Raw genomic sequence first — 22,121 nt, 5'->3', positions numbered from 1 at the left:
CGCCCCCCGGCCCCGGCCGCACCCCCGACCGCCGGCCGGGCGCGGGGGGGGGGGGCGGCGGCGGCGGGCGGGGGGGGGGCCGCCGCCCCCCCCCCCCCCCGGCCCGCCCCCCCCCCCACGGCCCTGACCGGTCAGATGCGGGTGTCGTCCACCACGGGGGTGATGTCGTGGGGCGCCACGCCGCCCTCCTGCTGGCCGCCGACCCCCGGCGCCGTCATGGTGCGGGGTGCAACGGCGGCCGGGGCGGGCTGCTTGCCGCAGAAGGCGGGCTCCAGCGCGTTCATCAGACCCTGCGTCACGCTGCCGTTGTTGGAGGCGTTGGCGAAGACGACGACGCTGCGACGGCCGTCGGGGGTCGTGAAGGACTGGGTCTGGTAGCCCTGGACGATCCCGCCGTGACCGAACACGTTGCCGCAGGACAGCGCGATCTGCCGGAGCCCGAGCCCGTAGCTGACCTTCGCGGTGGGGGTCGGGAGCACACTGGTCATCTGCTTCAGCGAGTCGTCCGAGACCAGCCCGCCGGCGGTGCCGGCCATCAGCGTGGTGAGGAAGCGGTCCATGTCGCGGGCGGAGGAGATGACCCCGCCGGCGCTCCACACCCAGGAAGCGGTCTGCTCGGTGGAGTTCAGCAGCGGCTTGGAACGGTCGTCGTTGGTCAGGTAGCCGGTGACGTGCCGCCCCGTGATCTCCTTGTCCGGGACGACGAAGGACGTCCGGCGCAGATCCAGCGGATCGATGATCTCATCGCGCAGCACATCGGCGTACGGCCGGCCGGTGAGGTGCTCCACCGCCAGGCCCATCAGCACGAAGTCCGTGTTCGAGTAGGCGTAGCGCGTCCCCGGCGTGGACTGCAGGCCGTGCGCGACGGACATCGCCACGAGCTTCGCGGGGTCGTAGACGTTGTTGCGGATACGCGCCTCGAAGGCGCTCGTGGTCTCCTCGCCGGACTGCTCCAGGAGATCGTTCGTGTGGTCGTAGATTCCCGCGCGGTGTTCCATCACCTGCCGGCCGGTCATCGTCCAGCCCTCCGGGAGCGTGCCCGCCGGGAGGTAGTCCCGCAGCGGCTTGTCCAGGTCGATACGCCCCTGTTCGGCCAGCCGCATGACCAGCACCGCGGCGAACATCTTGCTGTTGCTGCCGACCCTGAACTGCCAGTCGGCGTTCATCGGCGTCCCGTCCAGATCAGCCTTGCCGACCGTCAGCGACAGCTTGGTCTCCGCTCCGCCGTGATCCCTGATCACCGCGAAGGCACCCGGCGCCCCCGCGTTCACCGCGCTCTGCAGCGCGGCCCGCACCCCGGCCGTGTCCGGCACCGCCGAAGCCGGTGCCGGCGCCGCGGCGGCACCCGTCGCCCCCGTGGCCACGATCACCACGCCGGCCGCGGCCACGGCCAGCAAACGCACGGATCCAATACGTGCCATAAGAAGAATCCCCCCTGACATTTCGTCACTTGAAACAGAGGCTCCCTCGGAACCAAGATCCAATATCCCGCACGCGCGAGCATCCGACAACCCGGGTCGGGCGGACCTAGCGTTCCTGGCAATGTTCCTGACGATCAATTGGATCGCGCCGGGACAGTGCGGCGGAGGTCGACCGCGGCGCCGATCGCCTTGCCTCTGCCGGTCGCGCTTTCCCATGACGATGACGCCCGGCCGGCCGGCCCGGCAGAGGCAGACCGGCCGGCGCCCAGCCGGCGCGACGGCGGGCCGGACGGTCACTCTCTCTCGGTCCGATGCGTCCCGGCATCTTGCTCGGCGACCCGGCCGGTCGTCGCCGGCAGCGCGAGTACCGTGGTCACGACCTTGTGGACGGCTCCGGGCTCCGGCGGTGTGCCCTTCCGGTCGGCGAACAGCATGTGCGCGGCCCCGATCAGGGTGGGGGCGAGCGTGTCGACATCCGCGTCCGCCGGGATGCGGCCCAGTTCGCGCTCGGCGGTGAGGTAGGCGGCGATCACGGTTGCAGCGTCCGTCAGAACGGGAACGCCGGTCGGCCTGGCCAGGCGCAGTCGGGCGCGCAGGTCGTCCCTGGACGTGACAAGGCTGACGATCGCGACCGCGACCGAGCCGAACAGCTCGGTCAGCGCGCCGGTGAGGTTGTCGGCGACCGTGCTGGTCCCGGCCAGGCCGCGGAGGGTGGCAGCCCGGCTGTCGATCCGAGCGATGCGGTCCAGTACGAGCTCGGCGAGGAAGCCTTCGAAGTCGGCGAAGTGACGGTGCAGGACGCCCTTGGCGCAGCCCGCCTCCGTCGTGACCGCCCGGCTGGTCAGCGCACTCGGACCGTCCCGGAGCAGGACGCACTCGGCGGCGTCGAACAGCTGCTCTCGCACATCGCGGATGGCTACCCCCGTCGGCATGGCGCCCCGCCTCCTTCGGTCCGCAAGGGCCCACGCGATTGACGAGTGGGCATGCGCCCACTCATAGTGGGCGCATGCCCACTTTACCGTTCTCCGAGAGTGAGTCACATCAACACCGCTTGGCAGCCGAGTCGTTCGGCTCGGATGCGGAACGCTACGATCGCGCCCGGCCCCGCTATCCCGACGCCATGGTGGAGGCGATCATCGCCGCAAGCCCCGGACCCGACCTCCTGGACGTCGGTATCGGCACCGGCATATCGGCCCGGCCGTTCCGAGCGGCCGGCTGCACGGTGCTGGGTGTCGACGTGGACCCGCGCATGGCCGCCTTCGCACGCCGGCACGGACTCCACGCCGAGGTGGCCGCCTTCGAAGCCTGGGACCCGGCCGGCCGCACCTTCGACGCCGTGACAGCCGGGCAGACCTGGCACTGGATCGACCCGGTCGCGGGAGCGGCAAAGGCGGCCGAGGTACTGCGGCCGGGCGGCCGACTGGCCGTGTTCTGGAACGTCTTCCGGCCGTCCCCCGAGATGGCGAAGGCCTTCTCCGAGGTCCACAACCGAGTCCTGCCCGACTCCCCTCGCAACCCCTGGGCCAAGCCCGCCGTCGAGGAGTACTCGGCGCTCTTCACCAAGGCGGCCGACGGGATACGACAGACCACGGCGTTCGACGACCCACAGCAATGGCACTTCACCTGGGAGCGGCCCTACCTCCGGGACGAGTGGCTCGATCAGCTGCGCACCGGTGGCGATGCCGGCCAGACCCCGCCGACCAAGCTCGAAGAACTCCTGGCGGGCATCGGGGCCGTCATCGACGCGCAGGGCGGCACCTTCACGATGCGCTACACCGCGGTGGTGGTCACGGCGGCGCGAACCCGCACCGGACCAGGCCCGGCGAACTGACCACCGCGGGCAGGACACGGCCCACCAAGTGATCGACTCCAACGGATCCTCGGCGGCATCCGCGCCGGGGGCAGGCGGCGGACACCGGGATCAGGCCGCGTCGCGTCGCCGGACACATGTGAGCCTGCCCTGTCGTGGGTGGCCGTAGAACTCGCAGATCATCCGGTTCAGGGTCCGCAGGGTGGTGTTCGACGTCAGCCCGACGCGAACACCGGGACGCGCTCGTGTCCGAGCTCGGTGACCGGGCCGCGCCGGCGGATCTGGGCACGGTCGAAGGTGCGGCCGAACAGGTGCGCAATGGTGGTCTTGCCCAGGCCGGGCAGGGCGTCGATCACCGCGGCGGAGCGTATGCGGTCGGCCCGGCCCCGCCGGCATGGGCGCTCAGCCCCGCCGGGGGGCGACCAGTGCGTAGATCACCAGTGCGGCGCCCGCCCCCGCGATCGCGCCGAAGGCGATGACCGGGATCAGGGAGAGCAGTGGCAGGCCCGGCCGGCTCCAGCCGGCGATGCGGTACGCCACGCCCAGCATGGCCGCGACCACCGTCAGGCCCAGTACCAGCCGACGGGTCGCCGCGCTCGCGCCGGCCACCGGCGCGCCACCGGCCCGCTCGGCGCGACGCAACTCCTGCGTGGCGTACCAGCCGAGCGCGACCAGCCCAATGACGGAGGAGCCGTACTGCAGCCAGTCGTACGGCGGCTTGCCGAAGAGCCGGGCGGTCTCCAGGGCGGGGACGAGCCGCGTCCCGAATCGCCCCGGATGGGTGAAGGCGTCCCACACCACATGCGTGGCCGCTCCGATCCCCGCCGACAGCGCGAACCACAGTGCCCTGGAGAGGCCGATCCGCCGGTCGTGAGATCTCGTCAACTGCTCCGCGGCTGCGGCCCAACGCGGCGAAAGCAGGCCCACCAGCGGCCCGCGGAGCACCAGGTGCCACACCCCGACCAGTGCGAGTGTGATCGCGATGTCGACGGTGGGCACCGCCCACCAGGCGTGAGCCGTGTCGCCGAGGGCGAACGCCCCGGCGAAGTACGGCAGATCCGGTGCCACCGTTCCGAACACCAGCGCCGATCCGATCAACCGGCCGCGCCGCAGGAGGGGTATGACGGCAGCGGGATGACTGAAGGTGAAGGGCACGGATGCCAACCATACTGGTCGGTGTCGACGCTCACTTCGAGGGGTTGTGTCGGCTTTGTGCACCCACCCTTCGGCACCCGAACCAGCCGGACCGGAAGTCGCTCGTCAGCGGGCGGCCGAAGTGTCAGCTGCGCGCTCGCGGAGGTACGCCTCCAACTCGGCGGCCCCGGTCAGCATGGCCCGCCCGCGGGCGGACAGCCGGCCGCGCCAGTCGTACAGGGCGGCCTCCAGCGGCTCCAGCCCACCTGCCGCACGCACCTGGGCGATCAGCGGGGCGATCTGCTCCAGCAGGTAGCCGCCCCGCCTGAGCTGGTGTGCCAGCCGGGCGTCCCGTACGTCGGCCTCGTCGTAGACGCGGTACCCGGTCCGCGGGTCGCGGCGCGGGCGCACCAGCCCGGTGCGCTCCCATTTGCGCAGCGTCGCGGGCCGGATCCCGAGCTTCCCGGCCAGCGGCCCGATGAACGTGCCGCCGGGCCCGGACACCGCGGCCGGCTCCGACACCGCGGCCGGTCCGGGTTGTTCCGCACCGGGCCCGGACACCGTGGTGGGTTCCAGGTCGCGGAGGGCGCTCTCCACGGCCTGGAGGGTCCGGCGGTCGTCGAGGAGCTGGACGTGGCTCTCGTCGATGAGTCGGAACGCCTCGTCGACCGCGCCCTCGTTCACCGCCCGCATGATCGATGTCGCCGTCCGGTGGCCGTGGCCGGGCACCAGGGCGAGGAACGCGCGCAGGGCCCCCGCGTGCAGCGAGGTGTAGGTGCGGTAGCCGTGGGGTGTGCGACCCGCGGCCGGAAGGATGCCCGCCTCCTCGTAGTTCCTGACCGCCTGCGTGGACAGGCCGTGCCCGCGCGCCAGATCGACCGGCCTGAGCCGCCGATCACTTTGAAGGTTCTGCCCCATGAGCCTGCCGATATCTTGGGAAAGTTTCAACCGAGAGTTCAACGATACCGTTGAATGCATGGCTACTGACATCAAGGACACCGCCCATGCCGTCGAGGCCGCCGCCGTCATGAGGCTGCTCCCGGGCCGGCCGCGGCTGCTCGCCCTGGGCGAGCCCACCCACGGCGAGGACACTCTGCTCGACCTGCGCAACGAGCTCTTCCGTCAGCTCGTCGAGCAGGAGGGGTACCGGACGATCGCGATCGAGAGCGACTGCATGATGGGCCTGGTCGTGGACGACCACATCAGCTCGGGCGCGGGCACCCTCGACGAGGTCATGGAGCACGGGTTCAGCCACGGGTTCGGCGCGTCCGCGGCCAACCGCGAGCTCGTGCGCTGGATGCGCGCCCACAACGACGGCCGGCCCGCGTCCGAGCGGCTCCGCTTCGCCGGCTTCGACGGCCCGCTGGAGATCACCGGCGCCGCGAGCCCCCGGCAGTCCCTCACCGCACTCCACGGCTACCTCTCGGCCACGGTGGGCGTGGACCTGCTCCCCTGCTCCGCAGATGCGCTCGACCGGCTGCTCGGCGCCGACGACCGGTGGACCGATCCCGCCGCGATGATGGACCCGACCCGGTCCGTGGGGCAGTCGGCCGAGGCCAGGGAGCTGCGGCTGCTCGCCGACGATCTGGTGGCGCTGCTCGACGCGCAGACGCCGCACCTGATCTCGGCGACCTCGCGGGAGGACTGGGACCAGGCGCGCCTGTACGGGCGCACCGCCACCGGCCTGCTGCGCTACCACTTCTGGATGGCCGACACCTCACCGGCCCGGATGACCCGACTGGTGGGCCTGCGGGACCAGATGATGGCCGACAACCTCCTCGCCGTAGCCGCGCGGGGCCCGGTACTGGTCCACGCCCACAACTCCCATCTCCAGCGGGAGAAGAGCACGATGCGGATGGGCGGCCTGCCGCTGGAGTGGTGGAGCGCCGGCGCGCTCGTCAGCGCCCGCCTGGGCGAGGAGTACGCCTTCCTGGCCACGGCACTCGGCACGATCCGGCACCAGGGAGTGGACACGCCGCCGGCGGACACCGTCGAAGGACTCCTGTACGCGCTCCCGCAGGGCCACTACGTCGTCGACGCCCGCCGGCTGGCCGCCGCCCTCGGCGACACCCGGCCCGCCCTCCGGGCCTCCCCCTACTTCGGCTACGCCCCGCTGGACCCGGCCCACCTCGCCGGAAGCGACGGGATCCTGTTCGTCAAGGACGTCCCGCAGAGGTAGGGCGTGTCCGACGGGTCGGCGGCGGCGGGGGCCGGCACTCCAGGCTCCCGTCGCGTCTGCTCTCCGGACGCCGCCACCCACGGGCAGGGCGTCCCCACCCCGTTCCCCGTCGGCTGAGCGCAACGGGGGGTAGCCCCACCTGGAGCTGGGGGTTGGCAGGATCGTCCCGGGCGGCCGCATCCGGACATGCTGGGCCCGGCACATACCGCTGGTTTCCCAACGATCCATAGGAGTTGGCCCGTGCGTGAGCAGGCATGGCAGGGGTTTCGTTCCTCCGGGCGGCAGCCGGGTGGTCGGCGCAGGGCCGTGCCGGCCGCGGGCGCGGTGGCCGTGGGCGTCATGACGATGGGAGCCCTGACATCGCCCGTGGCCTCCGCCGCCGCCAGGCCGGACGCCGTCCGGCAGGGCCTGGAGGCGCTGGTGCGCACCGACGGCCTGCCCGCCGCGCTGGCCAGCGTCAAGGACCGTACCGGCCGCATCCGTACCTACACCGCAGGGGTCGGCGACCTGGCCACCGGCGCGAAGGTACCGGTCGACGGCCAGGTGCGGATCGGCAGCAACACCAAGACGTTCACCGCGGTGGTCGTGCTGCAACTGGTCGGCGAAGGGAAGATCGGCCTCGACGCCACGGTCGACACCTACCTGCCGGGCCTCGTGCGCGGGGACGGGATCGACGGACGCCACATCACCGTCCGTCAGCTCCTCCAGCACACCAGCGGACTTCCCAACTACACCAGGTACCTCGGCGAGGACGTCCGGTACTACGAACCCCGCGAACTCCTCGACCTCGCGCTCCAGCACAAGGCCGGCTTCGCCCCCGGGGCGAAATGGGAGTCAGCAACACGAACCACCTGCTGGCCGGCCTGATCGTCCAGAAGGTCACCGGCCGAGCCCTCGCCAAGGAGATGGACCGGCGCATCATCGAACCCATCGGGCTGCGCCACACCTGCTTCCCGGCCCCCGGTGACGCGACCATCCGAGAACCCCACCCCAAGGGCTACTACCAGGATTCAGCAGGCGCGCCCCGGCGCGACGGCACGGAGCTGGACCCGTCCTGGGGCTGGGCGGCAGGTCAGCTGATCTCCACCAACTCCGATCTCAACCGGTTCTTCGGCGCGCTCCTCGCCGGCCGTCTCCTCCCGGCGGCCCAGCTCGCCGAGATGCGCACCACCGTCCCCGCTGACGCCCCTTCGGGACCGGCGCCCGCTACGGACTGGGGCTCGTGAGCAAGCCGCTGTCGTGCGGCGGTGTCTACTGGGGCCACGGCGGCAGCATCACCGGATACGAGACCCGGGGCGGCGTCACCGACGACGGCCGAGCCGCCAACGTCGCGGTGACCGACCAGCCGGCCGACGAGGCAACCATGAAGCATATCGAGAGTGTCGTGGACACGGCCCTGTGCCGCCGAACGACGCCTCCTGGGGACGGCAGGTAGCGGCGATCGCGGCCTGATGCGTACCGGGACAGGCCATCGCCGGTGGACTTCGGGGGTCGTGGACGTCCTCTCCGGCATAGTGCAGGCGCCTGAGCCGGCGAGTTCAAAGGGTCCGGGCCGGGGGCGCTGTGCAGGTCTGCGCAGGGGTGACACCCGGGACGGCGTCGCTGGTGCGCTACCTGCCGTCCTCCTGTGCCTTGCGGGTGCGGTAGGTCCGCATGGCGACCTGCGCCCCGCAGCGGTTCGGACTGCAGTACGCCGCCGATGAGTTGCGCGAACGGTCGTAGAACCCGAGGTGGCACGGGGGGTTCCGGCAGGCCTTGAGCCTCATCCAGGCGCCTCGCAGAGCGACGTCGGACGCCGCCGCGAGCACGGTTGCGAGTGCGCCCGGCACGCCGCCCCCGGTGGGCAGGAGCTGGACGCCGGTGGCGGTGATGACAGGCGCCAGGGGGTACAGCTGGGCGCTGCGGCGCAGGTGCTCCTCGGCTCCGGCCCGGCCCTCGCCGTCCTCCTCCCCCGCGTGCGCGAGCAGGACGAGCACCAGAGCGTCCCTCAGTTCCCGGGCGGCGGCGGCGTCGGCGTCGGTGACCAGCGAACCCGGGCCGACCAGGCCCTCCTGCCCGAGCCACTGCGCGAAGGACACCCCGTCCCCGAGTTGCTCCCGACTGCCGTCGATCGCCCGGGTGTTGACAAAGGCGAGGACAGCCTCGGCCGCCGCCGAGGGGCTGAGGGTCGTCCTGGTCGCATCCATGGCCATGGGGCCACGATACCCGAACCTGGAGAGGTGCCACCCATCAGGCGCATAGACATCCGAGCACACCGAGGCTTGTGAGTTAGGCGCTAACAGCATATGGTCCTAACCATGACGAAGATCGAACAGACCCCGGACACCTCCCGCACCTGGTTCATCACCGGCTCCTCCCAGGGCCTCGGCCGCGCACTGGCACTCACCGCCCTCGACCGTGGCGACCGCGTCGCGGCCACCGCCCGCCGCCCCGAATCCATCACCGACCTCGTCGAGCGCTACCCCGGACAGGCCATCGCCCTCCAGCTCGACGTCCGGGACGAGGAAGCGGCCCACCGCGCCGTCGAGCAGACCGTCTCCGCCTTCGGACGGATCGACGTGGTCGCCAACAACGCGGGCTACGGACTGTTCGGCGCCGTCGAGGAGGCCACCGACGCGCAGTCCAGGGCCGTCTTCGACACCAACCTGTTCGGCCCGCTGAACGTGCTGCGCGCGACACTGCCCGTGCTGCGCAGGCAGCGCTCGGGCCACATCCTCCAGGGGTCCTCGCTCTACGGGCAGTCGGCGCACCCGGGCGTGGGACTGCTCGCGGCCGGCAAGTACGCGCTCGAAGGACTCTCCGACGCGCTGGCGGGCGAGCTCGCCCCCCTGAACATCAAGGTCACCATGCTCGAACCGGGTTACCTGGGGACGGGCTTCCTGTCCCACCTGGTCTTCGCCGAGCCCACCCCCGACTATGACGGGACCGTGCGCGCCGTCCAGCGCTCGCTCGGCGAACTGCCGCCCGACGCGTTCGCCGATCCCGCCCGGGTCGCCGCGGCCGTCATGGCCGCCGTCGACGCCGAGCAGCCGCCGCTGCGCCTCGCCCTCGGACGCGCGGCGCAGGACGGCCTCCGCGAGGCCCTCACCGCACGCCTGCGGGAACTGGACGCCTGGGCCGACGTCAGCCGCAGCGCGGACGAGGCGGCGCCCGAACGTCAGCCGTAGTACGGGCGGGCTGCCGCCCGACCGGCAGCCGTAGCGCGACGGCCAGCCGCCGTGCCAACGGCGCGAGCACCGATGCCCCCGGCCGCAGGACAAGCGCGCCGGGGGCACCGGGGGCCGGCCGGCCACCGGGTTGCGCCCTACAGCTTCAAACCGTGCCGGTCCGGCCACCACCGGGCTCAGTGTGAACACGGCCATGGCCTCCACGCGCCGCTGCCGCACGATGCCGTAGCCGATCCACGGCAGCAGCAGGCCGCCGACGACCATCGACAGCCACTGGCCGGCGCCGGCCGCGCGTAGCCCGTAGTACGAGCCGAGCGGGAGGACGAGCTCGAACATCAGCTGCGCGGCGAGCCGCCGGCGCAGCGCCGCCGTACGATGTCGGTCGGGCGTCGCGGTGGCCTCACCCTGCCGATCTGCGCCGCCGGGCGCGTCGCCCCCTCACGCGTCCCGGTCTCCCCCGAGCTCATGGCGTCAGCCCGCCGACCGCGAGGTCATCGAGGCTGTCGGGAGGACGCGGGCGCGGCTTCCAGGCCGAGCCCGGCGCGCGCCTATCGTGGAGATCACGTGAGGACGGCGGACGCTGAGGCGGCGAACCAATGACGGACGCGGTGATCGACTACGCGGGGGTGTTCCAGGCGCTGCCCGGCATGGTGGCGCTGCTCACCCCGGACCTGGTGTACGCGGACGCGAACGAGGAGTTCCTGCGCCAGTCGGGCCGCACCCGCGACCAGGTCGTCGGCCGCTACCTGTTCGACGTGTTCCCCGACAACCCGAACGACCCCTCCGCCAGTGGTATGCGCAACCTGGCGGCCTCGCTCAGACGGGTCCTGACCACCGGCGAGCGCGACGCCATGGCCCTGCAACGCTACGACGTGCAATCGCCGGAGAACCCCGACGAATGGGAGGAACGCTACTGGAGCCCCGTCAACGCCCCCGTCCACGGCCCGGACGGCGACGTGGTCCTGCTCGTGCACCGCGTGGAGGAGGTCACGGAACTCATCCGCGCGCGCGGCAGACCCGAGGGCAGCCGCACCCGGGTGCTGGAGGCCGAGCTCTACACCCGCGCCCACGAACTCCAGGACATCAACGAACGCCTGCGCCAGGCCCACGCCCGCGAACGCGAGGTCGCCCTCGCCCTGCAGGAGGCGATGCTGCCCGCCCCCGCAGACGTGGGACACCACCGGGCCGCCGTGCGCTACCGGCCCGCCGTCGGCTCGCTCAACGTGTGCGGTGACTGGTACGACCTCGTCGACCTGCCCGACGACCGCATCGGCGTCGCCGTCGGCGATGTCGTGGGGCACGGTCTGCAGGCCGCCGGCGTCATGGGCCTGCTCCGCAGCGCCCTCAGCGCCGCCTCCCGTGCCACCGACGGCCCCGCCGAGGCACTGGAGGTCCTCGGCCTGTACGCCCGCTCGGTCGACGGCGCCGAGAACACCACCGCCGTGGAGACCTGCATCGACTGGGACACCCACACCATCACCTACAGCAGCGCCGGCCACCCCCCGCCGGCCCTCCTGCGGCCCGACGGCACCGTCACCTTCCTCGACCAGGCCACCGACCCTCCGCTCGGTGCCCGCCCCGAACACGTGCCCCGCCCCCAGGCCACGACCTCCTTCACCGAAGGGGCCTCCCTCGTCCTGTACACCGACGGCCTGATCGAACGCCGCCACGAGGACATCGACACCGGCCTCACCCGCCTGGCCAACTCCCTCCGCCGCAATCGGGCCGCCGATCCCGAAGCCCTCGCGGATGCCGTCCTGGCCGAGCTGCTGCCGCCCGGCGGCGCCACCGACGACACCGCCCTGGTCATCGTCCGGCTGTGACCGCAGCCCTTCGTAGCCGCCGTGGCGCGAGTCGAAAGCGACGCGGGTCGAAGGCGACGCGGGGAGCCATGGTCACTCCGCGGCACTTCGGCGGAGCCGGGCCGGTCGGCGGCGGGCGGCCGGCTGAGCCCGCCACAGCGCGGGCGGCGTGGACTACGGCCGGACGGACGTCGCCCCCGGGCTGGAGCCGTGCCGCGGTGCGCCCGAGCCGCGAAGCTGCTGCTCGACGCCACCGGCCAGGAACGGCCGCCGGTGTCCGGGTGGCCACGCCCGATCGCCGAACCAGGGGTGGAGCCCGGCGCCGGGCTGCACCACCGCCGGCTCGCGCACCTTGAACACGTCCGCCGGATCCTCGGCCCGAGTGTGAAGAGGCGGCCGTCTCGTGCTCGGCGACCGGGCAGCAAGGCCGGGCGGGCAGGGCAGCCGTGTCGGATCAGGACGTGAGCGCCGGCGATGCAGCCTCCCAGGCAAACCCGTCCGGGTCGGTGAAGGGCCCGGCATTGCCGCCGATCATGAGCCGGTGCGATCCGGTGCCGTCGGGAGAGACGCCGGCGTCCTTGGCAAGGGCACGGCGCCTGTACAGCGCCAGCTTGACCGGGCTCGACCCGGCAGCGAACTCGACGTACACGCGGCCGAAGCTCTTCGCCACGGCAAGGCCCTGGTCGACGTAGAACCGCCTGCTCGCGGCCACGTCCGCGACTCCCAGCAGGAGCACCATCTCGTCGACCTGCCGGGTGGCGGGGCCGGTGTCCTTCCTCGCCGAGGTCGCGACCTTCCAGACCGTCCCGTCCGGGGCCTGTACGACACCGCCGTAGCCCCAGAGCGACTTCGCGGCAGGCTTCAGCACCGTGGCGCCGGCGTCGATGGCGGAGCCGATGAGACTGTTGACGGTGGCCGGCTGGGACACCGTGAGCGCGAGCGTGAACCCACGGAAGCCGCTGGTGGGTGTCTCCGAGGCCCGCAGGCGGATCTGGGTGTCCAAGCCGAAGGCGGCGGTGTAGAAGGAATCGGCGGCCGCGAGGTCGGCCACGTCGAGGGTGATGAATTCGATGGATGCCATGGCCATCACGCTAGTTGCGGCTCGGCGACCGGCGCTTCTTGATTCCTGACCGGTCTTGTCACCTGCTTCGCCACACACGGGGGCATCCCCGCCGCAGCACCTGTTGCGCCGCGCCGGTAGGCGCTGGGCGGCATGCCGACCAGCTCGGTGAAGCGGGTGCTGAAGGTGCCCAGCGAGGAGCAGCCGACCGCGAAGCAGACATCGGTGACGCTGAGATCGCCACGGCGCAGCAGGGCCGCGGCCCGCTCGATGCGACGCGTCATCAGGTACGCGTACGGGGACTCCCCGTAGGCCAGCCGGAACTGTCGACTGAGGTGCCCGGCGGACATGTTCACGCCGCGGGCGAGCGCCTCGACGTTCAACGGCTGCGCGTACTCCCGGTCGATCCGGTCGCGGACCCGGCGCAGTTGCCTGAGGTCGCTGAGACGGTGCGCCGCGGCGCGTGCGCGCCCCCACGAGGGGTGACACATGGAAGATCTCCTTCTCGTTGATGTCCGCGAGCACCGGGGTTGCCCGCCGAGGTGGGCGGCGGCGAGGTGCTCGATGGCGATGACCGGCTTGCCGGTGTCGACAAGCCGGTCGAGCAGGCCTCGGGCCTCGGCGGCCGACATCGCGAGTACCGCTGCGATGGTGCGGCCGCCGAGGCGTGGTCGAGGGCAGCGGTCCGGAGGTGCCGCCCGCCCGTGTCCTTCTTCTCAGGTGGTCACGATGCCGGCCGTCACGGCCGAATCGACGGGGCGGCTCAGCGAACCTCCTGAATCCGGACCAGGTTGCCCGCCGGGTCGCGGAAGGCACAGTCGCGGATGCCGTACGGCTGCTCGGTCGGCTCCTGGACCACCTCGACGTCGCCGGCCTGCACCTTCTCGAACGTGCCGTCGAGGTCCCGGGTGGCCAGCAGGATCCAGCCGTAGGTGCCCTTGGCCATCATCTCGACGATGGTGCGGCGCTCGTCCTCGGTGACCCCGGGGTCGGCGGCCGGCGGCGCCAGGAGGATGGACGTGCCGGGCTGGCCGACGGGGCCGACCGTGATCCAGCGCATCTTGCCCTGCCCGACGTCGCTGCGGACCTCGAAGCCGAGGGCGTCGCGGTAGAAGGCCAGGGACGCGTCCGGGTCGTCATGCGGGAGGAAGGCCGTGTGAATGGTGATGTCCATGACGATCATGCTAGGCACGACCGTGTGACCCGCGCTTCTCGATTCCTGACCGGTCCGGCCACCTGCTTCGCCACCCACGGCCGATCCCCGCACGGGTCGGCGCCCCCGTCAGGCGGTCGCCCTGCCTGAGCTGCCGACTCCGTCCGTCATCGCTGCCGCTCCCCTGGCGTGACGGGCACGCCGGCGCGGGGGGACCGGGCGGTCGTAGACGTTGTCCGGGGTCACGATCTCGGTGATCGCCTGGGCGAGCAGCGTGGACGGCTCCTGGCCCTGGGAGCGGACGTCCGTGGCCAGCACGGACGCCGCGAGCAGCGCTGCGGCGCACAGCCGGCGGGAGGGGTCGCGCCGCATGCCGGGGTGCTGCCTCCAGGTCGGGGACTCAGATGGCAACGTCACCATCCAGGCCCCGTGGCTCCCGTCCGGTACGCGTTCCGGCGAGTCCACTCGTTCGGAGGTGGCCGTCGGGTCCGGCGCGCGGCCGCGGCGTCCGGGTCGGGTCAGGCGTTCCAGTGCCAGTCGGCGATCTCGGGCAGGTCGGTGCCGTGTTCGCGGATCCAGTCGTGGTGGCGGGTGCGCTGGTCGGCCATCTGCTGGCGGACAGCGGCGGCGCGCACGGCGAGGCCGGGGGTGCGGTCGATGACGTCCATGACCAGGCGGTAGCGGTCGAGATCGTTGCGGACCACCATGTCGAAGGGTGTGGTGGTGGTGCCGGACTCCTTGTAGCCGCGCACGTGCAGGTGCGGGTGGACGGTGCGACGGTAGGCGAGCCGGTGGATCAGCCACGGGTAGCCGTGGTAGGCGAAGATCACCGGCTTGTCCCGGGTGAAGAGCGCGTCGAACTCGGCGTCCGGCATACCGTGCGGGTGCTCCTCGGCCGGCATCAGCCGGGCCAGGTCCACCACGTTGACCACCCGCACCGCAAGGTCGGGCAGATGAAGGCGGAGCAGCCCTGCCGCGGCGATCACCTCCTGGGTGGGGACGTCACCGGCGCAGGCGAGGACGACGTCCGGTTCACGGCTTCCGTCGTCGGTGCCGGCCCACGGCCAGATGCCCGCGCCCCGGGCGCAGTGGACGCGGGCCTCGTCCAGGCCTAGCCAGTCGAAGCAGGGCTGCTTGCCGGCCACCACCACGTTGACGTAGTCGCGGCTGCGCAGTACGTGGTCGGCGACGGCGAGCAGGGTGTTGGCGTCCGGCGGGAAGTAGACCCGCACGGCCTCGGGGCTCTTGTTGAGCACGTGGTCGACGAAGCCGGGGTCCTGGTGCGAGAAGCCGTTGTGGTCCTGGCGCCAGACGTGCGAGGTCAGCAGGTAGTTGAGCGAGGCGATCGGGGCGCGCCAGGGGATCCGCCGGGTGGTACGCAGCCACTTGATGTGCTGGTTGACCATCGAGTCGACGATGTGGACGAAGGCCTCGTAGCAGGAGAAGAGGCCGTGCCGGCCGGTGAGCAGGTAGCCCTCCAGCCAGCCCTGGCAGGTGTGTTCGGAGAGGATCTCCATCACCCGGCCGTCGTGCGCGAGATGCTCGTCGGTGGGCAGGACGTCCGCCTGCCAGCTCTTGCCGGTGGCGTCGTACACGGCCTGGAGCCGGTTGGAGGCGGTCTCGTCCGGGCCGACCAGCCGGAAGTCGCGGCGCTCCGCGGTGTCGGCCATCACCTGGGCGAGCAGGTCACCCAGGACACGGGTCGGCTCGTGGAGGGTGGCCCCCGGCTTGTCGACGGGGACGGCGTAGCGCTCCAGCCGCGGCAGCGGCAGTTCGCGCAGCAGCAGACCGCCGTTGGCGTGCGGATTGGCGCCCAGACGGCGCTGCCCCTCGGGGACGCAGGCGAGGACCTGCTCGATGGGCCGGCCATGCCCGTCGAAGAGCTCCTCGGGTCGGTAGGAGCGCAGCCACGCCTCCAGCTGGGCGAGGTGGGCGGGGTTGTCGCGGACCTGGTCCAGCGGCACCTGGTGGGCGCGCCAGGTGCCCTCCACCGGCAGGCCGTCCACCTCGGCCGGGCCGGTCCACCCCTTCGGGGTGCGCAGCACGATCATCGGCCAGGCCGGGCGTGCGGTGGCGTCGCCCTCGCGGGCGGCCCGCTGGATCGCCTCGATCTTCTCCAACGCGCTGTCCAGGGCTGCGGCCATCGCCTGGTGGACCGTCATCGGGTCCTCGCCGGTCACGTACAGCGGTTCGTGACCGTAGCCGCGCAGCAGGGAGTCCAGCTCGGACTCGGGCAGGCGGGCCAGCACGGTCGGGTTGGCGATCTTGTAACCGTTCAGGTGCAGGACGGGCAGCACGGCGCCGTCGTGCACCGGATCGAGGAACTTGTTGCCGTGCCAGGATGCGGCCAGCGGCCCGGTCTCCGCCTCACCGTCCCCGATCACGCAGGTGACCAGCAGGCCGGGGTTGTCCAGCGCCGCGCCGTAGGCGTGGGCGAGCGAGTAGCCCAGCTCGCCGCCCTCGTGGATCGAGCCGGGCGTCTCGGGGGCCACGTGACTGGGGACACCGCCGGGGAAGGAGAACTGCCTGAACAGCTTCGCCATGCCGTCGGCGTCGCGGGTGATGTCCGGGTAGGTGTCGGTGTAGCTGCCCTCCAGCCAGGAGTTGGCGAGCACGGCCGGGCCGCCGTGGCCCGGGCCCCAGATGCAGATCGCGTCCAGATCCCGCTGTTTCACAGCACGGTTGAGGTGTGTGTGCACCAGGTTGAGGCCCGGCGAGGTACCCCAGTGGCCCAGCAGACGCGGCTTGATGTGCTCGGGCAGGAGCGGCTCGCGCAGCAGCGGGTTGTCCAGCAGGTAGATCTGGCTGACCGTCAGGTAGTTCGCGGCTCGCCAGTGTGCGTCGAGCGTACGGAGCTCCCGGTCGGACAGGGCGGCGGGCGCCGGACGTGAGGTCCTGGGCATGATCGTGGTCTCCTCGGAGTCGTCGGGTGCGGTGCTCGGCAGCTGAGGCCGATCCCATCGTCACGCTGCGGAGGCGGTCGCGCACAGGGCCGACCGGGGTACGGTACGGCCGCGCGGCCGGGACCTGTGGCCCTGCTCCCTCGGGCTGCCGGGTCCTGGGCTGTCGGGTCCTGCACCGGGCGGAAGGAGAGAGCCGGGCGGGGCCCGGCACTCGCCCGATCCGGGACGGCCGCTCCCCCGGCACGAGCGGCCACTTCCCGGCGGGCTGTTGTCCGTCGTCGTGCCGGTCATGGCGCGGAACCGAGGACAGCCCCACCCGTCCCCGGTTCCGCACGCCTGGCCCGGCCACCCCCACGGTCGGCCGGCCCGTACCCGCGGCCCTCTGTCGCCGCGGGAGTGATGGGACGGGGCATCAGCTGCGGTCCCGTCCCGGTGGGTTCAGACTGCCGTGTGCCGTGGTGCCGTACCGAGGGCCGAAGGTCCCGTCGTCGGGGGCCTGGGGTCCCTCTCGCCTGCTGCCGGCAGCGCCCGCACCGTGGTGCCGGTGGTGCCGAGGATCGTGCCGAGGGCGTCGTCGAGCGGCCCGATGGCGGCCGGCGCACCCGTCCGCTCGGCGAAGGCGGCGACGGCTTCGGCCTTGGGGCGCATCGACCCCTCGGGCAGGTCGAGCTCGCGCAGCTGCTCGGGGGTGACGCTGGTGAGCGGTCCGGGGTGGGCGGTGCCGTAGTGGGTGAAGACATGGGTGACGTCGGTGAGGATCAACAGGGCGTCGGCGTCGAGCTGTTCGGCGAGCAGGGCCGCGGTGAGGTCCTTGTCGACGACGGCCTCGACGCCGCGCACCCGGCCGGTCTCCGGGTCCCGGGTGACGGGGACTCCTCCTCCGCCCGCCGCGATCACCACCGTTCCCCGGGCGAGGAGTTCGCGGAGGGCGGGGACTTCGAGCACCGCGCGGGGCCGCGGCGAGGGGACGACGCGGCGCGGGAGCGGGCCGTCGTCGGCCGTGGTCCAGCCCCGTTCGCGCTCCATCCTCCGGGCCTGCTCCCGGGTGAGCTGCCCGCCGATGAACTTGGCGGGGTGCCGGAACGCGTCGTCGTGCGGGTCGACCTCGGTGTGGGTGACCAGGGCGACCACCGCCCGACCGGGCAGCCGGGTGGTGAGCTCGCGCACCAGCAGGGTGCCGATCATTCCCTGCGTCTGGGCCCCGAGCACGTCCAGCGGGTAGGGGGCGGTGAGGGCGGGATCGCTCTCGCTCTCCGAGGCGAGCAGGCCGATCTGGGGGCCGTTGCCGTGGGTGATGACCAGCTCGTGGCCGGCGAGGACGAGTTCGGCGAGCGAGGCGGCGGCCTGGTGGACGTGGTGCTGCTGGACGGCGGCGTCGGGGTGCTCGCCCCGCTGGAGCAGGGCGTTTCCGCCGAGGGCGGCGACGATGCGCACGGCTCAGACTCCCAGGGTGGCGACCAGCACGGCCTTGATGGTGTGCATGCGGTTCTCGGCCTGGTCGAAGACCAGGGACGCCGTGGACTCGAAGACCTCGTGGGTGACCTCCAGACCCTCCAGGCCCTCCGGCCCGTGCCGGCCGGCGAGCTCGGCGCCGAGGTCGGTGCGGTGATCGTGCAGGGCGGGCAGGCAGTGCAGGAAGGCGGTGGCGGGGTTGCCGGTGGCGGCGAGGGTCTTGGCGTTGACCTGGTAGGGCAGCAGTTGCGCGATGCGGTCGGACCACCGATCGTGGTCCTCGCCCATCGAGACCCACACGTCGGTGTAGAGGTAGTCGGCGTCGCGCACCGCCTCCTCGACCTCCTCGGTGAGGGTGAACCGGGCCCCGCTCCGCTCGCCCAGCAGCAGGCACCGCGAGACGAGCCGCGGGTCGGGCCACAGGGCGCGCGGCGCGGCGATCCGCACGTCCATGCCCAACAGGCTTCCCATCACCATCAGCGAGTTCGCGGTGTTGTTGCGGGCATCGCCCAGGTAGCAGAAGGAGATCTTCTCCAACGGCTTGCGGCTGTGCTCGCGCATGGTGAAGACGTCGCACAGGCTCTGGGTGGGATGGCACTCCTCGGTCAGACCGTTGTAGACCGGGACGCCCGCGTGGTGGGCGAGTTCGGTGACGGTCTCCTGGGCGAAGCCCCGGTACTCGATACCGTCGTACATCCGGCCCAGCACGCGGGCCGTGTCGGCGACGCTCTCCTTGTGCCCGATGTGGGAGCTGTCAGGACCGAGGAAGGTGGTGGTGGCGCCCTGGTCGGCGGCGGCGACCTCGAAGGCGCAGCGGGTCCGGGTCGAGTTCTTCTCGAAGATCAGCGCGAGCCGGCGGCCGGTCAGCCGCGGGACCTCCGTACCGGCCTTCTTGGCGGCCTTGAGCTCGGCGGCGAGGTCGAGCAGGTGGTGGATCTCAGCGGCGGTGAAGTCCAGCTCGCGCAGGTAGTGGCGGCCGTACAGGGTACCGGTCATGACGGGTGCTCCTTCGGGTGGTGGGTGGGGTGCCGCGGGCGCTCGGTGGCCGGTGGTGGCTGTCGCCGACCGGTCGCCGGATGGCGGGGATCGGTCGTCAGTGGGCGGGGTCGCGCTGGATCGGGCAGCTCATGCAGCGCGGGCCGCCGCGGCCGCGGCCGAGCTCGGAGCCCGCGATCGTGACGATCTCGATGCCCTGCTTGCGCAGGTAGGTGTTGGTGGCGGTGTTGCGCTCGTAGCCGACGACAACGCCGGGTTCGAGCGCGAGGAAGTTGCTGCCGTCGTCCCACTGCTCGCGTTCGGCCGCCCGCGCGTCCTGTTCGGCGGAGAGGAACCTGACCTTGTCGGTGCCGAGGGCCTCGGCGAGCGAAGCCGCGAGGTCGGTGTCGGGCGCGACGTCGAAGCCTGCCGGCTGTTCCGGCGCCGGGGTGAGCGTCCAGGAGCGCAGCGAGTCCGCGATGCCGGGGTAGAGCGCGAAGGTGGCCCGGTCGATCATCGTCATCACCGTGTCGAGGTGCATGAACGCCCGGCTGGAGGGCAGGCGGACGGCGATCAGCCGATGGGCGGTGCCGTGCAGGAACAGGCTCTGGGCGAGGGCCTCGACCGCCTGCGGCGTGGTTCGTTCCCCCATCCCGACCAGGACGACGCCCTCGGCGATCACGTGGACGTCACCCCCTTCCAGGGTGAGGCCCGGGGTGACTTCGGTGCCGTCGAGCAACGCGGGCGCGGTCTCGGCGAACAGCGGATGGAAGCGGTAGATCGCCGCGGTGTGCAGGGTCTCGCGGCGGCGGGCCGGGCGCGCCATCGGGTTGAGGCTGTACCGGTTGCCGATCCAGCAGGAGTTGTCCCGCGGGAACAGGTGGTTGGGCAGCGGGGGGAGGGCGAACTCCTGCTGGCCGACGGTGTCCCAGACCAGGCTGTGCGGGCTGCGCAACGGCAGGTCGTCCTTGAGGACTCCGCCGATCAGGTACTCCGCGAGGGTCTCCGCGTCCAGGTCCTCGCACAGCTCCCGGACCGGGTCGACCAGGACGGGGCCGACGGTGGCCGGGGTGACCACCTGCCCGAGCAACCAGGCGCGGGCGGGCGGGAGTTCGAGGGTCCGGGCGAGCAGGTCGGCGTAGTGGTGGACACGCACGCCGTGGTCGCGCAGGACCTGGGCGAAGGCGTCGTGTTCCTCGCGGGCGCGCTTGGCCCACAGGACGTCGTCGAAGAGCAGTCCGTCGACGTTGCGCGGGGTCAGCCGGGACAGTTCCAGGCCGGGGCGGTGCAGGACGACCTGGCGCAGGCGGCCGGCCTCGGAATCGACACGAAGGGTGGACATCGTTGGTGCTCCTCGTTCTCGGTGCTCGTGGGATTGGCTCTCAGTGCTGGCGGCGCGGGGCGAGGGCGCGGCGCAGGAGGGTCGACAGGCCGACGGAGCGGGCGCCCCTGGCCGCCCCCGGCTGCGGCGCGGTGACGGCCGGGACGGGCGGCGCGGCGGGCGGGTCGGCGGCCGCGGTGAGGGCTGCGGTGGCGTGCTCGGCATGCGGGCGCTTGAGCCAGATGTAGACCGGGATGCCGAGCAGGATGGTGAACAGGCCGTAGTAGACGGTCTGGTAGCCGCTGCCCTGGATGGACCAGTAGGAGAAGGCCAGCGCGAGCACCGTGACGGTGGTGTCCCGGGCCAGGCGGCGCCGGTCGAGCTCCTCGTGGCCGTGCAGCACCAGCCAGTACAGCTGGGCGGCCGCCGAGACCAGGTACGGGATGACGGCGGTGAGGACGCTCAGCAGCACGATCTCGGTGAAGACCTTGGTGAAGCGGGTGTAGCTGACCACGGTGAGGACGGAGGCGAGGACGGTGGCGGTGACTATGCCGAAGGCGGGAACCTCGCCGCGGCCCCGGACCTTGGCGAAGGTGGCCGGGAAGAGCCCGTCGCGGGCCGCGGCCATCGGCATTTCGGCACAGATCAGGGTCCAGCCGTTGAGCGCGCCGAGGCCGGAGATGATCGCCGCCGCCGCGACGAGGTTGCCGGCCCAGTGGCCGCCCGCGATGTGGTTCATCGCATCGGTGAACGGTGCGGCCGAGGAGCCGAGTTGGGCGTGCGGAACGGTACCGAGGACGGCCAGCGTGCCGAGCAGGTAGATCGCGGCGCAGGCCAGCGTGCCGTACATGGTCGCCCGGGGCACGTTGCGCTCCGGCTCCCGCACCCGGCCGGCCGCCACCGAAGCGGTCTCCAGGCCGATGTAGCTGAACAGCGCGATCGCGCCGGCCGCCGACACCGCGCCGAGCGCGGAGGTACCGCTCGCATTGAACGCACCGAAGTTCGCGGACTTCATGAACAGCAGCCCGGCGGTGGCCATGAACGCCAGCGGAAGGAACTTCAGTACGGTGGTGACGACCTGGAAGACGCCGATGCTGCGCACTCCGACCAGATTGACGGCGGCCGGCAGCCACAGGCCCGTCAGCGCGATCGCGATCGACGCCCAGGTCTGGTGTCCCTTGTTGACGAACACCTCGACGTAGCCGACCCAGGCCACGGCGATCGCCGCGTTGCCGGCCCAGGCGGTGATCCAGTACGACCAGGCGGTCAGGAACCCGGCGAACTCGCCGAAGGCCTGCCTGGCGTAGACGTACGGTCCGCCGCTGCCCGGTACCCGCTTGGACAACCGCCCGAAGACCGCCGCGAGCGCCAGGGCTCCGATGGTCACCACCACGAACGCCACCAACGCGATCGGCCCGTACGGTGCGAACGCGGACGGCAGCGCGAACACTCCCGTACCGATGACGCTGCCGACGACCAGCGCGGTCGCGGTCGGCAGCCCGAACGTGCCGCTCTCCCTTCCCGGTTGCTGCGTGTCGCCGTCCGCCGCGTTCGCCGGCGGTCTTGCGCGGTCGTGTCCGGACATGAGGGGCTCCTTCGCCGTGTGCTGGAAGTTCGGGGTCGGGCACCGCTGTGCTCGCTGCCCACGGTGAAGATCCTCAGGTCGCGGTGGTGTGCCGTCCCAGGGACCGTCGGCCCCTCCTGCGTCGCCACCGGTCCTCCCTCCTGCGCCCCGGTGGTCCCG

19 protein-coding genes and 1 pseudogene are annotated in these 22,121 nt (G+C 72.2%); 5 read left to right on the top strand and 15 right to left on the bottom strand.

Annotation, left to right across the window (positions count from 1 at the left end; genetic code table 11):
• Positions 1 to 131 precede the first annotated feature (131 nt).
• Positions 132 to 1,421, bottom strand: a complete 1,290-nt coding sequence (locus tag ACIBH3_RS07575) for a serine hydrolase domain-containing protein (protein WP_396310969.1) — start codon at positions 1,419 to 1,421, stop codon at positions 132 to 134.
• Positions 1,422 to 1,714: 293 nt separating this feature from the next.
• On the bottom strand, positions 1,715 to 2,353 hold the full coding sequence (locus ACIBH3_RS07570; protein WP_396310968.1) for a TetR/AcrR family transcriptional regulator: 639 nt from the start codon (positions 2,351 to 2,353) through the stop codon (positions 1,715 to 1,717).
• Between the two features lie 74 nt (positions 2,354 to 2,427).
• Between ACIBH3_RS07570 and ACIBH3_RS07565 the strand changes: the two genes are divergently transcribed.
• Positions 2,428 to 3,252 (top strand): class I SAM-dependent methyltransferase, encoded by an 825-nt coding sequence (locus tag ACIBH3_RS07565; RefSeq protein WP_396310967.1) that lies wholly within the window; start codon positions 2,428 to 2,430, stop codon positions 3,250 to 3,252.
• A gap of 194 nt (positions 3,253 to 3,446) precedes the next feature.
• On the opposite strand, the gene ACIBH3_RS07560 is transcribed toward ACIBH3_RS07565, so the two are convergent.
• The 3 genes from ACIBH3_RS07560 to ACIBH3_RS07550 all read right to left on the bottom strand — a co-directional run bounded on the left by ACIBH3_RS07560 (position 3,447) and on the right by ACIBH3_RS07550 (position 5,283).
• The gene (locus tag ACIBH3_RS07560; protein WP_396310966.1) at positions 3,447 to 3,587 is read right to left on the bottom strand and encodes a hypothetical protein; all 141 of its coding nucleotides are present in this window, start codon (positions 3,585 to 3,587) and stop codon (positions 3,447 to 3,449) included.
• A gap of 46 nt (positions 3,588 to 3,633) precedes the next feature.
• Complete coding sequence (locus ACIBH3_RS07555) at positions 3,634 to 4,386, bottom strand: DUF4184 family protein (RefSeq protein WP_396310965.1); 753 nt, start codon at positions 4,384 to 4,386, stop codon at positions 3,634 to 3,636.
• A 105-nt stretch (positions 4,387 to 4,491) separates the two neighbouring features.
• Positions 4,492 to 5,283, bottom strand: a complete 792-nt coding sequence (locus tag ACIBH3_RS07550; RefSeq protein ID WP_396310964.1) for a TioE family transcriptional regulator — start codon at positions 5,281 to 5,283, stop codon at positions 4,492 to 4,494.
• 58 nt (positions 5,284 to 5,341) lie between these two features.
• Here ACIBH3_RS07550 and ACIBH3_RS07545 point away from each other — a divergent pair, with 58 nt between their 5' ends.
• Together ACIBH3_RS07545 and ACIBH3_RS07540 are read left to right on the top strand one after the other, a co-directional pair.
• Positions 5,342 to 6,544, top strand: coding sequence for an erythromycin esterase family protein (locus tag ACIBH3_RS07545; RefSeq protein ID WP_396310963.1), 1,203 nt, complete (start codon positions 5,342 to 5,344; stop codon positions 6,542 to 6,544).
• Between the two features lie 339 nt (positions 6,545 to 6,883).
• A pseudogene (locus ACIBH3_RS07540) lies at positions 6,884 to 7,979 on the top strand (serine hydrolase domain-containing protein).
• Between the two features lie 175 nt (positions 7,980 to 8,154).
• Here the strand turns inward: ACIBH3_RS07540 and ACIBH3_RS07535 are convergent.
• Complete coding sequence (locus ACIBH3_RS07535) at positions 8,155 to 8,736, bottom strand: CGNR zinc finger domain-containing protein (protein WP_396310962.1); 582 nt, start codon at positions 8,734 to 8,736, stop codon at positions 8,155 to 8,157.
• Between the two features lie 105 nt (positions 8,737 to 8,841).
• Between ACIBH3_RS07535 and ACIBH3_RS07530 the strand changes: the two genes are divergently transcribed.
• Together ACIBH3_RS07530 and ACIBH3_RS07525 are read left to right on the top strand one after the other, a co-directional pair.
• A complete protein-coding gene (locus ACIBH3_RS07530) occupies positions 8,842 to 9,711 on the top strand; it encodes an SDR family NAD(P)-dependent oxidoreductase (protein WP_396310961.1) in 870 nt (289 codons plus the stop codon).
• A gap of 596 nt (positions 9,712 to 10,307) precedes the next feature.
• Positions 10,308 to 11,534 (top strand): PP2C family protein-serine/threonine phosphatase, encoded by a 1,227-nt coding sequence (locus ACIBH3_RS07525; RefSeq protein ID WP_396310960.1) that lies wholly within the window; start codon positions 10,308 to 10,310, stop codon positions 11,532 to 11,534.
• Positions 11,535 to 11,967: 433 nt separating this feature from the next.
• Here ACIBH3_RS07525 and ACIBH3_RS07520 read toward each other — a convergent pair whose 3' ends face one another.
• From ACIBH3_RS07520 to ACIBH3_RS07480, 9 genes are all read right to left on the bottom strand, one after another.
• Positions 11,968 to 12,594 (bottom strand): glyoxalase, encoded by a 627-nt coding sequence (locus ACIBH3_RS07520; protein WP_396310959.1) that lies wholly within the window; start codon positions 12,592 to 12,594, stop codon positions 11,968 to 11,970.
• 5 nt (positions 12,595 to 12,599) lie between these two features.
• Positions 12,600 to 13,064, bottom strand: coding sequence for a helix-turn-helix transcriptional regulator (locus ACIBH3_RS07515; RefSeq protein WP_396310958.1), 465 nt, complete (start codon positions 13,062 to 13,064; stop codon positions 12,600 to 12,602).
• 272 nt (positions 13,065 to 13,336) lie between these two features.
• Positions 13,337 to 13,747 (bottom strand): VOC family protein, encoded by a 411-nt coding sequence (locus ACIBH3_RS07510; protein ID WP_396310957.1) that lies wholly within the window; start codon positions 13,745 to 13,747, stop codon positions 13,337 to 13,339.
• A gap of 108 nt (positions 13,748 to 13,855) precedes the next feature.
• Positions 13,856 to 14,098 carry a hypothetical protein gene (locus ACIBH3_RS07505; protein WP_396310956.1) on the bottom strand — a complete coding sequence of 81 codons (243 nt, stop codon included), beginning with the start codon at positions 14,096 to 14,098 and terminating at the stop codon, positions 13,856 to 13,858.
• Between the two features lie 146 nt (positions 14,099 to 14,244).
• Positions 14,245 to 16,629, bottom strand: a complete 2,385-nt coding sequence (locus ACIBH3_RS07500) for a phosphoketolase (RefSeq protein WP_396310955.1) — start codon at positions 16,627 to 16,629, stop codon at positions 14,245 to 14,247.
• Between the two features lie 438 nt (positions 16,630 to 17,067).
• Entirely contained in the window at positions 17,068 to 18,063 is a 996-nt protein-coding gene (locus ACIBH3_RS07495; protein ID WP_396310954.1) for a carbamate kinase, read from the bottom strand.
• Between the two features lie 3 nt (positions 18,064 to 18,066).
• A complete protein-coding gene (gene argF / locus ACIBH3_RS07490; RefSeq protein WP_396310953.1) occupies positions 18,067 to 19,077 on the bottom strand; it encodes an ornithine carbamoyltransferase in 1,011 nt (336 codons plus the stop codon).
• Between the two features lie 97 nt (positions 19,078 to 19,174).
• Positions 19,175 to 20,398 (bottom strand): arginine deiminase, encoded by a 1,224-nt coding sequence (locus ACIBH3_RS07485; protein WP_396310952.1) that lies wholly within the window; start codon positions 20,396 to 20,398, stop codon positions 19,175 to 19,177.
• Between the two features lie 40 nt (positions 20,399 to 20,438).
• Complete coding sequence (locus ACIBH3_RS07480) at positions 20,439 to 21,962, bottom strand: amino acid permease (RefSeq protein WP_396310951.1); 1,524 nt, start codon at positions 21,960 to 21,962, stop codon at positions 20,439 to 20,441.
• Positions 21,963 to 22,121 lie beyond the last annotated feature (159 nt).

This window comes from Kitasatospora sp. NPDC050543, from assembly GCF_044457565.1.
Classification (GTDB): Bacteria; Actinomycetota; Actinomycetes; order Streptomycetales; family Streptomycetaceae; genus Kitasatospora.
Note: the sequence above shows the minus strand (reverse complement) of the source record. Positions and strands in the feature narration are given on the sequence as shown.

What these genes read in the sequence shown, in the direction of transcription:
- ACIBH3_RS07565 (WP_396310967.1), top strand. Translation starts at nt 2,428, where the DNA reads ATGCCCACTTTACCGTTCTCCGAGAGTGAGTCACATCAACACCGCTTG.
- ACIBH3_RS07535 (WP_396310962.1), bottom strand. Translation starts at nt 8,736, where the DNA reads ATGGCCATGGATGCGACCAGGACGACCCTCAGCCCCTCGGCGGCGGCC.
- argF (WP_396310953.1), bottom strand. Translation starts at nt 19,077, where the DNA reads ATGACCGGTACCCTGTACGGCCGCCACTACCTGCGCGAGCTGGACTTC.
- ACIBH3_RS07500 (WP_396310955.1), bottom strand. Translation starts at nt 16,629, where the DNA reads ATGCCCAGGACCTCACGTCCGGCGCCCGCCGCCCTGTCCGACCGGGAG.
- ACIBH3_RS07510 (WP_396310957.1), bottom strand. Translation starts at nt 13,747, where the DNA reads ATGGACATCACCATTCACACGGCCTTCCTCCCGCATGACGACCCGGAC.
- ACIBH3_RS07485 (WP_396310952.1), bottom strand. Translation starts at nt 20,398, where the DNA reads ATGTCCACCCTTCGTGTCGATTCCGAGGCCGGCCGCCTGCGCCAGGTC.
- ACIBH3_RS07505 (WP_396310956.1), bottom strand. Translation starts at nt 14,098, where the DNA reads ATGCGGCGCGACCCCTCCCGCCGGCTGTGCGCCGCAGCGCTGCTCGCG.
- ACIBH3_RS07520 (WP_396310959.1), bottom strand. Translation starts at nt 12,594, where the DNA reads ATGGCATCCATCGAATTCATCACCCTCGACGTGGCCGACCTCGCGGCC.
- ACIBH3_RS07530 (WP_396310961.1), top strand. Translation starts at nt 8,842, where the DNA reads ATGACGAAGATCGAACAGACCCCGGACACCTCCCGCACCTGGTTCATC.
- ACIBH3_RS07570 (WP_396310968.1), bottom strand. Translation starts at nt 2,353, where the DNA reads ATGCCGACGGGGGTAGCCATCCGCGATGTGCGAGAGCAGCTGTTCGAC.
- ACIBH3_RS07515 (WP_396310958.1), bottom strand. Translation starts at nt 13,064, where the DNA reads ATGTGTCACCCCTCGTGGGGGCGCGCACGCGCCGCGGCGCACCGTCTC.
- ACIBH3_RS07575 (WP_396310969.1), bottom strand. Translation starts at nt 1,421, where the DNA reads ATGGCACGTATTGGATCCGTGCGTTTGCTGGCCGTGGCCGCGGCCGGC.
- ACIBH3_RS07550 (WP_396310964.1), bottom strand. Translation starts at nt 5,283, where the DNA reads ATGGGGCAGAACCTTCAAAGTGATCGGCGGCTCAGGCCGGTCGATCTG.
- ACIBH3_RS07545 (WP_396310963.1), top strand. Translation starts at nt 5,342, where the DNA reads ATGGCTACTGACATCAAGGACACCGCCCATGCCGTCGAGGCCGCCGCC.
- ACIBH3_RS07480 (WP_396310951.1), bottom strand. Translation starts at nt 21,962, where the DNA reads ATGTCCGGACACGACCGCGCAAGACCGCCGGCGAACGCGGCGGACGGC.
- ACIBH3_RS07525 (WP_396310960.1), top strand. Translation starts at nt 10,308, where the DNA reads ATGACGGACGCGGTGATCGACTACGCGGGGGTGTTCCAGGCGCTGCCC.